This window comes from Arthrobacter sp. ok909, from assembly GCF_900104405.1.
GTDB classification, from domain to species: Bacteria; Actinomycetota; Actinomycetes; order Actinomycetales; family Micrococcaceae; genus Arthrobacter; species Arthrobacter humicola.
The window spans coordinates 210,833-223,691 of record NZ_FNJS01000004.1 but is presented as its reverse complement, the minus strand read 5'-3'; the positions used below and the strand labels follow the sequence as shown (position 1 = coordinate 223,691).

The 12,859-nt window shown below is 63.9% G+C and carries 8 protein-coding genes; 3 read left to right on the top strand and 5 right to left on the bottom strand.

Features of this window, described 5'->3' with window-relative positions; genetic code table 11:
• Positions 1-22 precede the first annotated feature (22 nt).
• The 3 genes from BLR03_RS05555 to BLR03_RS05545 all read left to right on the top strand — a co-directional run bounded on the left by BLR03_RS05555 (position 23) and on the right by BLR03_RS05545 (position 4,927).
• Entirely contained in the window at positions 23-721 is a 699-nt protein-coding gene (locus BLR03_RS05555; RefSeq protein ID WP_091250520.1) for a CoA transferase subunit B, read from the top strand.
• Entirely contained in the window at positions 718-1,914 is a 1,197-nt protein-coding gene (locus tag BLR03_RS05550; protein ID WP_091250517.1) for an acetyl-CoA acetyltransferase, read from the top strand. Before BLR03_RS05555 ends, BLR03_RS05550 begins: the two co-directional genes overlap by 4 nt.
• Before the next feature lie 202 nt (positions 1,915-2,116).
• On the top strand, positions 2,117-4,927 hold the full coding sequence (locus BLR03_RS05545) for a winged helix-turn-helix domain-containing protein (RefSeq protein WP_091250514.1): 2,811 nt from the start codon (positions 2,117-2,119) through the stop codon (positions 4,925-4,927).
• An 11-nt stretch (positions 4,928-4,938) separates the two neighbouring features.
• Here BLR03_RS05545 and BLR03_RS05540 read toward each other — a convergent pair whose 3' ends face one another.
• From BLR03_RS05540 to BLR03_RS05520, 5 genes are all read right to left on the bottom strand, one after another.
• The gene (locus tag BLR03_RS05540; RefSeq protein ID WP_139184465.1) at positions 4,939-5,760 is read right to left on the bottom strand and encodes a hypothetical protein; all 822 of its coding nucleotides are present in this window, start codon (positions 5,758-5,760) and stop codon (positions 4,939-4,941) included.
• Between the two features lie 123 nt (positions 5,761-5,883).
• Positions 5,884-8,214 (bottom strand): hydantoinase B/oxoprolinase family protein, encoded by a 2,331-nt coding sequence (locus BLR03_RS05535; protein ID WP_091250508.1) that lies wholly within the window; start codon positions 8,212-8,214, stop codon positions 5,884-5,886.
• A 63-nt stretch (positions 8,215-8,277) separates the two neighbouring features.
• Positions 8,278-10,404 (bottom strand): hydantoinase/oxoprolinase family protein, encoded by a 2,127-nt coding sequence (locus BLR03_RS05530; RefSeq protein ID WP_091250505.1) that lies wholly within the window; start codon positions 10,402-10,404, stop codon positions 8,278-8,280.
• 27 nt (positions 10,405-10,431) lie between these two features.
• A complete protein-coding gene (locus BLR03_RS05525) occupies positions 10,432-10,872 on the bottom strand; it encodes an acetone carboxylase subunit gamma (protein WP_254788177.1) in 441 nt (146 codons plus the stop codon).
• A 46-nt stretch (positions 10,873-10,918) separates the two neighbouring features.
• On the bottom strand, positions 10,919-12,847 hold the full coding sequence (locus BLR03_RS05520) for a hydantoinase/oxoprolinase family protein (RefSeq protein WP_091250501.1): 1,929 nt from the start codon (positions 12,845-12,847) through the stop codon (positions 10,919-10,921).
• Positions 12,848-12,859: the final 12 nt, after the last annotated feature.

Here is a 12,859-nt window from a genome sequence, read left to right as displayed (position 1 = left end):
CACTTTCTTCAGGAGAATCATCATGGCTTGGACCCGGAATGAAATGGCTGCCATCGCGGCCGAAGAACTGAACGACGGCGACTACGTCAACCTTGGCATCGGCATCCCCACGCTGGTGGCCAACAACCTGCCCGACGGCGTCCGCGTTGTCCTGCAGAGCGAGAACGGCCTGCTCGGCATGGGCCCGTTCCCCTATGAGGGCGACGAAGATGCGGACCTCATCAACGCCGGCAAGCAGACCGTCACCGTCCTGCCCGGCGGCAGCATCTTCGACTCCGCCACGTCCTTTGGCATGATCCGCGGCGGCCACGTCAAAGTCGCGATCCTGGGCGCCATGCAGGTCTCCGGGAACGGCGACCTCGCCAACTGGACCATCCCCGGCAAGATGGTCAAGGGCATGGGCGGCGCCATGGACCTCGTCGCCGGCACCCCGCGCGTCGTGGTCCTCACCGAACACAACGCCAAGGACGGCACCGCGAAGATCGTCAAGGAATGCACCCTGCCGCTCACCGGCCTGAGCTGCGTGGACCGCATCATCAGCGACCTCGCCGTGTTTGACCTTGTGAAGAATGAACAAGAAACAGGCGGCGGCCGGAAGCTCACACTCACCCGCCTCGCCCCCGGCGTCACTGTCGAGGAGATCCGAGGGAAGACTGAAGCCGCCTTCGACGTCGCCCCCTCCCTCGACTCAACCCACACTCTTGAAGGAGCCACAGCATGAGCCTCAAAGACCAGTTCGGCAAGGACGTCCTGCTCACCGGCTGGGGCCACAGCCGCTTCGGTAAACTCACCGACGAAACCCTCGAGTCCCTCATCGTGCAGGTCGCCGCCGAGGCGATCGGCAACGCCGGGATCGAGCCCGGCCAGATCGACGAGATCTACCTCGGCCAGTTCAACTCCGGCATGATGCCGCTGGCCTTCCCGTCCTCACTCGCGCTGCAGGTCTCGGACCAGCTCGCCAACGTCCCCTCCACCAGGGTTGAGAACGCCTGCGCCTCCGGCTCGGCCGCGTTCCAGCAAGGCACTAAGTCCCTCCTGGCCGGCACTGCCAAGACCGTCCTGGTGATCGGCGCCGAAAAGATGACCCACGCCGGGGCCGACATCGTGGGCGCTGCCCTGCTCGGCGCCGACTACGACATGGCCGGCAAGGCCTCCACCACCGGGTTCACCGGGCTCTTTGCCGAGGTCGCGAAGCACTACGAGAAGCGCTACGGGGACGGCAACGGGAAGCTCGGCGACGTCCTGGGCACCATCGCGGCGAAGAACCACCGCAACGGCGTGGACAACCCCTACGCCCAGCTCCGCAAGGACCTCGGCGAGGAGTTCTGCCGCACCGTCTCGGACAAGAACCCGATGGTCGCCGACCCGCTGCGGCGCACCGACTGCTCCCCCGTGTCCGACGGCGCCGCCGCCGTCGTCCTCAGCGTCGCCCCCACCGGGGGCGCCACCGCCCCGGTGCGGCTCGCGGGTTTCGGCCAGGCGAACGACTTCTTCCCGGCCGAGCGCCGGGACCCCACCGAATTCGCCGCCACGAGGGCCTCCTGGCAGCGCGCCCTGCGGATGGCCGGCGTCGGGCTGGAAGACCTCGACTTCGCGGAAGTCCACGACTGCTTCACCATCGCCGAACTGCTCATGTACGAGGCCATGGGACTGACCGAACGCGGCCAGGGCGCCCGGGCCCTCGAGGAAGGCTGGGTCTTCAAGGACGGCAAGCTCCCCGTCAACGTCTCGGGCGGCCTCAAGGCCAAGGGCCACCCCGTCGGCGCCACCGGCGTCTCACAGCACGTCATCGCGGCCATGCAGCTCACCGGCACGGCCGGCGCCATGCAGCTGGCCAGCCCGCGTCGGGCCGCGGTGCAGAACATGGGCGGCGTCGGCATCGCCAACTACGTCAGCGTCCTCGAAGCCGTCTAAAAAGAACCAACGCGGGGTCAGAAACCGCCGGCCCGGAAGGACCATATCTGACCCCGCGTTGCTTGTGGCGGGGGCGCCGGGGGCAGGAATCCGCGGGAAGGGGCGGCCGCCGGTCACCGCTGTCTTTGATGCCGCGGTTCCCATAGGATTTCAGAGGGCTAAATGCATTCCCGGCGACCGCCGGACCACAAGGAGGTGGCGGATGCCGACAGGACCACCCAGTGCGTCAAGCAAGTTCCGCGCGCCCGAGCCTGTCGGCCAGTGGGTTCACCGCGCGCGGCTGACCGAGATGCTCCACTCGGACCGGAAACGGCGGCTCGCGTTGATCCACGCCCCGGCCGGTTTTGGCAAGTCGACCCTTGCCGCCCAATGGATGGAAAGCCTCGCGTCCCAGGGCCTCGTCACCGTCTGGTTGTCCTTGGACCGGGACGACAACAACACCATCTGGTTCCTTTCCCATCTGCTCCAGGCCATCCGCAAAGCCCGGCCCCGACTCGAGGAGGAGCTGCAGCAATTGCTGGAGGAGCGCCCCGACGACGCTGAGCAATACGTGGTTCCCGCCCTCATCAACGCCATCGATGAGGGCGGCGAGGACATCGTGATCACCCTGGATGACTGGCACCTGGTCACGGAGCCCAGAACCAGGGCGGTAGTGGAACGGCTGCTCGATGCCGGCGGCTCACATCTGTCCTTCATCATCACCAGCCGCACCCGCTCGGGCCTGCCACTGGGCCGGCTTATGGTGCGGGACCAGCTGCTCGAAGTGGACGCGGTCGCACTGAGGTTCGACGAAAACGAATCCCAGGACTTCCTGGTCGGCATCAACCGGCTCGATCTGGATGCGGGAGACGTGGCCAGCCTCCACCGGACGACCGAGGGCTGGATCGCTGCGCTGCAACTGGTCTCCCTGTCACTCAGGGACCACCGCGGGGCCTCGGAACTGATCGAACGTCTCTCCGGCAGGCACGCCTCGATCGGTGAATATCTGGCCGAAAACGTCCTCGACACCCTCGACCCCGAAACGCTGGATTTCCTCCTGATGACGTCGGTTCCGGAACGGCTTTGCGCGGGGCTGGCGTCCGCCCTCTCGGGAGTGGAACTCGGCCAGGCGATGCTGGAGAAAATCCAGGCGCAGGATCTTTTCCTGCAGCCCCTCGACGAGGACGGCACGTGGTACCGCTATCACCACCTGTTTGAGGACTACCTGCGCCGCCGTCTGGAGCGGGATTACCCGGGCCGGACCAAGGAACTGAACCTGATCGCTGCCCGCTGGTATTCGGAAAACGGATTCCCCAGCGACGCGGTGGACCATGCCCTCGCCGCCAGGGACGTTGAGCTCGCGGTGGAGATCGTCGAATTCCGGGCCATGTGGCTAGTCGAACACTCCAGCATGTCGACCCTGTTGGCTCTCGTCGGCAAGATCCCGGCTGACCATGTGGCCGGGCAAGCCCGGCTCCAGACGGCGATAGCCTGGGCCCATACCCTGCTTCACCAATCCGCAGCCGGCCAGAGTGCCTTGGACCGGGCTGAAGCCGTGATGCCCGCCGATGCGACCCTGACCGAACACGACCGCTTTGAACTGGGCGTCGAAGGGCTCGTCGTGCAGAGCTGCATCGACATGTATGGCGACAGAGTAAACCACGTGGATGAACTGGACGAGAAGTGCTTCGCCCAGGCGGATCTGCTCCGGCCCTGGATCGTCTCGGTGGCAGCGAACGTCTCCACGTTCAAGAAGATCCACGACGGCGATTACCCTCTCGCTTTGGAGCAACAGCGCTGGGCCGCGAAGTTCCACGGCCTCACCTCGGGGCCCTTCAGTGGCGTGTACGGACAGTGTTTTGCGGGGCTTGCCGCCTACGCCCTGCTCGATCTGGACAGCGTGGACCGGCACTTCACCGCGGCTGTGGAACTCGGCCGGCGCAAGGCCGGGCGATACTCGCATGCGGCGCGGCTGGCGGGAGCAATGATGGGCCAGCTCCTGTATGAACGCGGCGAACTCGACAAAGCCGAGAAGTTACTGGAGGAAACCCGCGAGCTGGGCTCCGAGGGCGGGGTGGTGGACTTCATGTTGTCCACATACGGGACGCTGGCAAGAATAAAAGCACTTCGGGGGGACACTCCGCGGGCCCGGGAAATACTCGATGAAGGCGATCTGGTGGCCGACAGCCTCGGCCTGGACCGGCTCAAATTGGTCATGAATCTGGAACGCGTGCAGTTGGGAACCAGCCCCCGGACCATCGACGCGTCACCCCACGGTGACGTACCGGACGCGGCAGTTGCCCAAGAAGCGCCAGACACCACCGGGCCACGGCTGGAAGGGCTGGCCGAGGCCAGGCACCAGATCCAGCTGGCCACGCAGCTGCGGTCCGCCATGGCTGACGCCGAGCACGAGGGCCCGGCTTCCCCCAGGCAACTGGCCACCGTGGAAGGTGCCCGCCGCCTGCTGTCACGGGCCGCAGCCTATTTGGGGCCGAGGGCAGAGCTAAATGCCCGTATCCTGCTGGCGGCCGCCCTGGAACAGGCGGGGAACCGTGAGGAAGCCGAAACGACGCTCTGGCCTGCACTCAAGACGTGCTCCCGGCTGGGCCTGGTCCGGCCCGTCCTCGATGGCGGCTCAGGCTGCCTGGATCTGGTGCGCGCCACCTCGGCCAGGCTGCGGCGGGAGCCCGCCCCGGAAGTGGGGAGCCACGAGTTACCGCGTTTCCTCAGTATCCTCATCCGGCTGGATTCCCAGGCCAAGACCAACCGCGATGCCCGGTGGTCTGCAGAGGCCGCCCCTCCCCCTACCGGCGCGGGCACCACCGTTCCGGAACCGGGCTTGTCGCAGCGCGAACAGATGATCCTGCGTCTTGTCGAGAAGGAAAGGTCCAACCGCGAAATCGCCCAGGAGCTGCATCTGGGCATCAACACCGTCAAGTGGTATCTCAAGAGCCTGTTCAACACTCTCGGCGTCAGTGACCGAAGGGCCTGCGTCATAGAGGCCCGACGGCGGCACCTACTCCCGCCGAAGTAGCCCGAGGTCAGTTACCCCAGGGCTCCCAGTCTGGCCAGCACGCCCTCCGGCGATGCGGCGCTGGGGATCTCGCCCAGGTAGAAGCCCCCGGCCGGGAGTTCCACGTCCGACCCCAGCCAGAACCCTTCAGGAATGTACGCGCCAACCGCAGCGCCTCCCTGCAGACGGGCCTGATCGTCGTCGAGCTGCCCCAACGTCCAACGGTAATTACCGGCCAGATTGGCAATCGGAGTGTAGGTCTCCAACGGAACGTGCACGCCGCGGGAGGCACCGGCAGAGGTTCGGTTGTCCAGTAAGAGTCCCGCGACGGGCAGCCCCGCGAACGCCCGCAGCCAGTCGCTGACATACATGGAGGCGTTCTCGGCGTTGTCGGCGTCGAGAGCGCTGGTATCGTCCGCGCCCGAGAAGTGGTGCGTGGCCCTGAGCCACATCATCGGCGACGGCATGCGCAGCACCACAGGCTGGCGGGCTGTCTTGGCGAACACGGTAACGAAGTCCAGCACCGCCCGGTTGAGGTCCTCGTCGCCCAGCACAGTCCTCAGCGCGAACCCTGTCCGGGATCTGGCCGCCATGCCGGTCTCGAGCCTGGTGTTGCCGGCGGTCAAATGACCGTACAGCCGGTCCAGGTCCAGGAGCGCCACGTCCGGCCGGAGCAGCCCCTGTGCCTGGGCGAAGAAAGCCGCATACGCCGTGGCGTTGTCCCACGGGACTGGCCGGCCACGAAGAATCACGGAAGCTGCGTACTCGTGGTGGTCGAACACCACGGCTCTCGGCCGCCCCGACGGAGGGGAGGCAACAACGTTTGCGAGGGTGGTGGCGGTGGAAGTGGTCATGACGTCTTTCTCCATACTTTGGCTGATATAGGCCTTCAGCGTCGCACCGTCCTGGCTGGGGAGGATGCGGCGCTGAAGGCTTCTGGGGTTGCTGTGTCGCAGCCCGGGACGTGCCGTAACGGGCTAGGACTTACGGTGGACAACTTCCCCGTGCTTCTGCTCGAGCTCGCGGATTCGGTCCTCCAGGGCGCTGATCTTGACTTCCCTGCGGTCCGGAAGCATGATCAGCGGCAGCTTGTCGATGGTCGCCTTGACCCGTTCCGGTCCGTTATTCGTGAAGTGCGTGGCGGTGAGCTCCTCCGTGTCGTCGCCCCAGGACCCGTAGTAGAGCAGGTCCTTCGGGGGCTCGGTTTTCACGTAGCCCTCAAGGAACTCCTTGTACGGCTTGCCGCGGGCGATCCGGGCCTGCCGTGAGTCGTGGCGCAGCCGGGTGGTTGCCTCCTGGTCCACCACGAACGTTTCAGGATCCCAGACGACGCCGTAGATGCTGGTGGCGACCTTCGGTGAAATGCGGCCGAGTTCCAGATCCTTGGCCACTGCTTCCGGATCACGTTCCAGAACGTCGCCGTACCCGCCGCCGGAGCCCTGGGCGATCATGTACATCTCACCATCCTTGGCGACGTCGAACTGCAGCCCCATATGGGAAGTGGTGTATTTACCGCCCTCGTAGGGCTGCTCGTTCATGATCCGCTCCATGGACAAATCGAATTTGCTGGAGTCTTTGCGTATGACGTCGTAGATGTTGATGCCCTTCACCATGGCCAGCGGTGTCGTGCTGCAGCCGTAGCCGCCGAACATTCCTGTGACGGACGAGAATTTGGAGCCCGAGGTAACGGTCATGAAGCCCCACATCGGCGTTCCCTCGGCGGCTACGATCATCTCGTAGCCCATGCCGCCGCTGTTCTTGCCGAAGCCCTGGTTGTCGCGGACGATCCGCTTGCTGACCAGCTGCATGAAAGGAACTTCCTCTTCCATGACTTCCTGTTCGGCAGTGTCAGCCATGGCACAGAACAGCGGTGAGACGGCGTCTTCACCGTCACGGAATGCCTTGGCACCGCCGCCCATGCCGTTGAGGTCGGCACACAGGTTTCCTACCTGGTCGCCGTGTTGGGTCAGGCCTCCCCACAGGAAGGTGTTGATCTGGTTGAACCACGGAGCCAGGACATTGGAGAACTTCTCCGGGTTGGAGAACTGCATCTTGGCGAAAGCTGTCTGAAGGGCCGAGAATCCGCGGAACGAGGCCTGCAGCGATTGCCCCATCGGAGCATCGTAACCAGCGTCTGCCCACGTGTGTTCATCCGAGATGATGTCGATAGGAGACATCGCCGAGGTGCAGCGGGGCAGGTCAGGCCACCAGAACGCCAGGATTGCCTGCATCATCATCGATTTGACCGAGCACAGCGGGGAGTTAATGGCCCGGTTGAGGATTTCGGGACCCGTGCCCCTCAGGTCCACCGTCATTTTGTCACCCTTGACCGTCACCTTGCAGGCAAACTTGATCAGGATGTTCTCCTTGAGCGTGGAGTCCATGAACTGGTTAAAGGACACGGTCCCGTCCGGCAGTTCACTGATGCGGCGCTTGACTTCCTGCTCCACGTCTTCAACGGTGACCCGCAGGGCAGCGACAAAGGTCTCCACTCCCACTTCGTCGATGATGCTGTCGACGCGTTCCTGGATGCGCTGGACGGCACCGATCTTGACCTTGAGGTCAGCCAGTTGCAGCTTGGGGTCGCGAACCGAGTGCTGCAGGAATGTCAGCAGGTCCCGGCGCAGATCGCCCTTCTCAACGATCTTGAACGGGGACATCCGGAGTCCGTCGTCGAACGGGGTCTCGGAACCTGACGGCATTCCGCCGGGCTCGCAGGCCCCGTTCTCGCCTTCGTGGATGGTTGCGGCGACCCAGGCGATGATCTTTCCCTCGCGGAAGATCGGCATGATCATGGACTGGTCCGTGTTGTGGACGTTTCCGTACCGGGCATCATTGTGGATGAACCCATCGCCAGGGTTGATCCCTACCGTCGGCTCGTCCTTCCAGTACTTCATGATGTAGCGGATCGGGTGATGCAGGATCGCCGAGAACGCGATCACGCCGTGGCAGGACAGGTAGGTGACGTCCCCTTCGGCGGTGTAGATCGCCGTCGTCAGGTCCCCCCATTTGGCGCCGGGAGCGGCACCCATGGCCTCGCACATTTCGTAGCCCTCATCCAGGGCACCGGCCAGACGCTTGCGGATGCGGTCGACCTTGATAGGGTCCACGCCCTTGGAGATGCACTCTTCCTCGTAGGCGGAGCGGGACGTGATCTGGTGGCTTCGCATGATGGCCGGGTCCGGGCCGAGAAACAGGGTTGTTTCGTCCATGAATTGGTCCACCCACTGCTGCTCCTGGGCAGTCAGCGGCTGGGAAGCGTCGTCGGCATCGCCGGACGTGCTGGGTTCATTTGCTGTAAGCGTCATTGCTGTCGAGCTCCTTCAATGGGATTAGCTGGAAGGTCTGGATGGGATCCGTGAGACACGGGATCAGTCTTTGAGGAACCACACGGCTCCCTGGGATGTCGGTTCCAGGCGCCATCCCGGTTCCACCAGATACGTGGTGTTTTCCGTGGTGACGATGGCCGGGCCGTGGATGACGTGTTGGTGGTGGAGGGCCTCGGCGTCGTACACCGGGGTGTCGACGGCTCCGTCGATCTTCACGAAGTGGACCTGCCGGGTGCCGACCGGGCTGGGCATGGTCCTGTCGTGTCCGGAGTCGATCGAATCGAACTTGACCACGTCCCCGTCCACGTAGGACGACACCCGCACGGTCTGCGCCCGGATGCCGGCCTCGGGAGCCTGGCTGCCGGCACCGTAGCGCTTGCCATAGATATCCGAGAACGTCCGGATCAGGTGAAGCACGTCGGCGACGCCGTTCACACGGTTGATGTCGAAAACGACGGCCGTGGTCACCAGCTGGTTGCCGTAGCGCATGTCCATTTCGAGGCTGTAGCGGATGTCGGCGGCGTCGTACCCCTGGCGGATCAGGTCTTCCTTGCCCTTGGCTTCCAGCTCCTGGATGACGTTGTTCAGCTCGTCGTAGCTCTGGTAGAGGCTGCGGTCCGTGGGGTTGTAAAGCACCACATGGGAGCCGCGCTCATGGATGTGCAGGGGTTTCATGTTGCCGGCGCCGCAGGCCGAGAACACCGAGGAAAAGGGCGGCGCGAGGATCCTGCGGATGCCGGCGTGATCGGCGATGCCGCAGGCGTGCAGGGGTCCGTTGCCGCCATAGGCCAGCATGGTGAAGTCTTCCGGAAGGTATCCCCGGACCCGCAGCTCTTTGGCCATTCCGATCGCCATCTGCTCGTCGACCGCATTCTTGATGATCTTGGCGACCTGGATAGTGTCCATGTTCAGGTCATCAGCGAGGACCTCGTCGATTGCGTAGGCGGAGCGCTTTTTGTTCAGCTTGATGTAACCGTTGGCGTAGTTGTCCGGATCCAGGTACCCCAGGACCAGGTCAGCGTCCGTGACTGTAGGTCGGAGGCCGCCGCGGTCGTAGCACGCGGGGCCCGGATCTGAGCCTGCTGATTCCGGCCCAATCTGTACCGCGTGGTGGATGCGGTCATAACTGGCAATCGAGCCGCCTCCCGCGCCCAGCGTCAGCAAGTGGATCATGGGAACCGATACCAGCCAGCGGCCGATGGTCGGCTGGAAGTCGTAGTGCTTGACTCCGCCTTCCGGGACCAGGCCGATGTCGAAGGACGTGCCGCCCATATCGGTCGAAATCACGTTTCCCAGACCGGTGCTGTCGGCCAGGTGCTGGGCGGCGCCGACGCCGGCGATGGGGCCGGAATGGATGGTCTGCAGGGCATCCGTGGAGTTGGACTGCGCCATGCCGCCGGAGTTGTGGATGACAAGCATGGGCTTGTCGTAACCGGACGAACGCAGGTTGTTGGACAGCTGCCCCAGCGCGTGGAACATGATCTCGTGCAGGAATGCGTCCACGATCGTCGACGTCGCACGGACGTACTCGCCCTTTCGGCCCGACACCTGGCTTCCCAACAAGACGGGGATGGCCCCGAGTTCGTGGGCCGGATACTCGTCCAGGATGATCTCCAGGATCTGCTGCTCATGCACCGGGTTCTCGGTCGAGTTGACCAGGGAGACCACGATCGCTTCCGCCCCGCCGTCCACGAGTTCGCGCACCTGGGTGCGGACATCGTCTTCCATCAGCGAAACGACCACCTTGCCGGCCGAGTTGATCCGCTCCTTCACCGACCGGATCAGGGCGCGGGGCACAAGCGGATCAGGGCGGGTGGCATCAGGCATGTTCTGCTGCTTGGAAGGGTCCAGACCTTCGCCGTAGCCACGGCCGCGGGAAAGCGGGATGGTGTCCTCGAAGCCGTGGGTGACCAGTGCCCCCACACGTGGGCCTTTGCCTTCGATCAGGGCATTGGTGCCGAGCGTCGTGGCATAGCGGACGGAATCGACTTCCTTCAGGACGAGGTCCCTGTCCAGTCCGGCGCGTGAGCAGGCAAGGTCGAGTGCTTCATTGAAGCCTTGGGCCAGGTTGTGGTGCGTTGTGAGCGCCTTTGCTTCAACGTACTGGTCTTCCCAGGCAAAAAAGCAGTCGGTAAATGTGCCGCCGATGTCGACGGAGATTCGTTTCATGACCAGTGGTCTCCTTTATTCCAAGTACTAGCTGAACGAATGGGGGGAATGGTTGTGGGTGTTGTATGAGCCGAGGGCCGGGGTGAAATCGGCAACGGCCTCTTCGCCGGGTCCGTAATTGATGACGACCTCAGGCTTGGTGCCCCGCTTGGTCCATGTTTCGCGGAGCGAGTCGATGTCCCAGAGCATGTCCACCGTGGGCGGGTGTCCCGGCGGTACGTATTCCGTTTCCAACTGCGTCCCGCACCCCGGGCAGTAGAACTCGAGAATCCGGCAGAAGGTGGGGTCCGGAGCGAACGTGAATTCGTACTTCTCCGGGTCCAGGATCGACTGGTGGATTTCCCTGGGGTCCCGGTCGTAGACCAGTGTCCCCTCCTTGTAGTTGCCTCTGGCCTCGCCGAGGTCCTGGTTGCATACCCTGCAGTTCCACCGCTCGGTCTCGAGATCGATGATCAGATATTCCGTCATTGGAATTCGCATAACGTGTCTCACCTGTTCTTGCTGGTTGTGGGGGTCACTTCTGGATGGTGTCTGTGAGCATGAGGTCGCCGGAGACCGTCACGTCGAAGACCCAGCCATGCGGCACGCGGGCAGTGAAGTAGGGGCCTTCGACGATTGCGGGGCCCGACGCCGATGCTCCGGCCGTTTGGTTGCCCAGGTCGAAGACCTGCACCTCGTCCACCTTGTCCACGGCGGAGCGGACCTTTCGGGTGGAGGCGGCGACGGCGGGCGTCTTCGCCACTGATTCGGCCCGCCTGATTGATGCGTGCGGCAGTTCGTACCGGGCGGTCAGGGTCAGCATGGTGTTGTGCTCGCTGGTGCCGGGCTGCGGATCGGAAGCCAGGTACGGCAACTCGGAAACCAGCTGCCCCTCGGCATCTTCCAGCACCACGTTCCATTCGAGCCGGCAGTCGTCAATTTCGTGGCCCTCCTGGAACATGTCCCGCGCAGCCCGGGCCAGCAGCATCGCCTTGGTTGCACCGAAGTCTTGCGCATCCATCCCCGCGACATTCGCCTCATAGGTCTGCGCAATGTCAGAAAAGCCGATTCCGAAGGCTGAGAAGACTGCCGCCATCTTGGGCACCAGGACACGACGAACGCCCGCGATTCGCGCGGCACCACAGGCGCTCATTGGTCCGGCACCCCCGAATGCAGCCACCGTTGTGGCATCCGCATCCTCGACGTCGGCGGCAAAGGACTGCGACATGCGTTCGAAGTAGGCGGCCTCCATCCGGATCAGGGCGTCATTCAGGGTGATCCCCAAAGGTTCTGCGATGACTTCGGTTATGACGGCGCGGGAGCGTTCCGCGTCAAGACTGAAACCGCCATCGAGGTACGTGTCCGGATCGAGCACCCCGAGAAGAAGATTTACGTCCGTGATGGTGGCCTGCTTGCCCCCAAAACCAAAACAAGCAGGGCCAGGGGCGGCTCCGACGCTCTCCGGGCCGACGGTGATGACGCCGTCGCGAACGGCGATAACGGAACTGCCGCCGACGCCGCTGGAGTGGACGTTGCTCATCTCGAATGACACCGGAACTCCCTGGATGGAGCCCCTGCGGTCCGTCGAGATGGTCGAGTTCTTGACCGAGCCGACGTCCGTGGTGGTGCCGCCGACGTCGATCATGAGAACGTGCGCGAGGCCATAGGCCTCCGAGAGGGCCTTGGTTCCTTCCAGCCCGCCGCGCGGGCCGGAAGAGTAAGTCTTCAACGCGACGGACTTGGCCACCCGTGACGAAGCTCCGTCATTGCGGTAGATGAGGAGCGGGTTTTTAACTTTGTGGTCCCGCAGCCGGTGCTCGGTGCTGTACAGGAACCGCTCCATGGTGGGATGCAGGAAGGAGTTGATGATGCCGGACCACACCCGGCGCCCCTGGACGGTGTCGGGCGTGAATTCCCAGGAGAACAACATGGGTACCGAGCCCAGCAGGTGGCGGGGGAACTTCCGGAGCAGAACGCCTTTGACGGCCTTCTCCTTGTTGCGGTCAGCCATGGCGATGACAAGCCGTGCGGCCCCGTCGGTCGTCAGCCGGTTGACATGCTTCACAATTTCCTGGGCAAGTTCCTCCACGTCCTGTTCAGCGTTGATGACTGCCACCCGCGTGCCGACGAGGTCTTCAAACAGCTCAGCTGCCGCCTCGCCATTGCGGAGCTCGCCGGCCAGCGTGGGGCTGTCTGTGAGAATGCCAATCCGCGGACCCTTGCGCTCCACGAGGGCATTGGTTCCCTGGGTGGTGGAGTACCGGATGTGACGGGTTGAGTGCAGAAGCCCGGGGAGATTCTCTTCGCCGAAGATCTCCTTCGAAGCTTTGGCCATGCCGTCGAAGAGACACTGGGAGAGGTCAAAGGGCGTCGTGAGGGTCTTCGTGAACGAAAAATTCTCACCGTCCCAGACACAAATATCGGTCAGCGTCCCACCGTTGTCGATGTTAATGAGCCGTTCCATTGATACTCCTTT

Coding starts and splice junctions, on each gene's coding strand:
- BLR03_RS05535 (WP_091250508.1), bottom strand. CDS start 8,214: ATGACGCTTACAGCAAATGAACCCAGCACGTCCGGCGATGCCGACGAC.
- BLR03_RS05555 (WP_091250520.1), top strand. CDS start 23: ATGGCTTGGACCCGGAATGAAATGGCTGCCATCGCGGCCGAAGAACTG.
- BLR03_RS05525 (WP_254788177.1), bottom strand. CDS start 10,872: ATGACGGAATATCTGATCATCGATCTCGAGACCGAGCGGTGGAACTGC.
- BLR03_RS05540 (WP_139184465.1), bottom strand. CDS start 5,760: ATGACCACTTCCACCGCCACCACCCTCGCAAACGTTGTTGCCTCCCCT.
- BLR03_RS05545 (WP_091250514.1), top strand. CDS start 2,117: ATGCCGACAGGACCACCCAGTGCGTCAAGCAAGTTCCGCGCGCCCGAG.
- BLR03_RS05550 (WP_091250517.1), top strand. CDS start 718: ATGAGCCTCAAAGACCAGTTCGGCAAGGACGTCCTGCTCACCGGCTGG.
- BLR03_RS05530 (WP_091250505.1), bottom strand. CDS start 10,404: ATGAAACGAATCTCCGTCGACATCGGCGGCACATTTACCGACTGCTTT.
- BLR03_RS05520 (WP_091250501.1), bottom strand. CDS start 12,847: ATGGAACGGCTCATTAACATCGACAACGGTGGGACGCTGACCGATATT.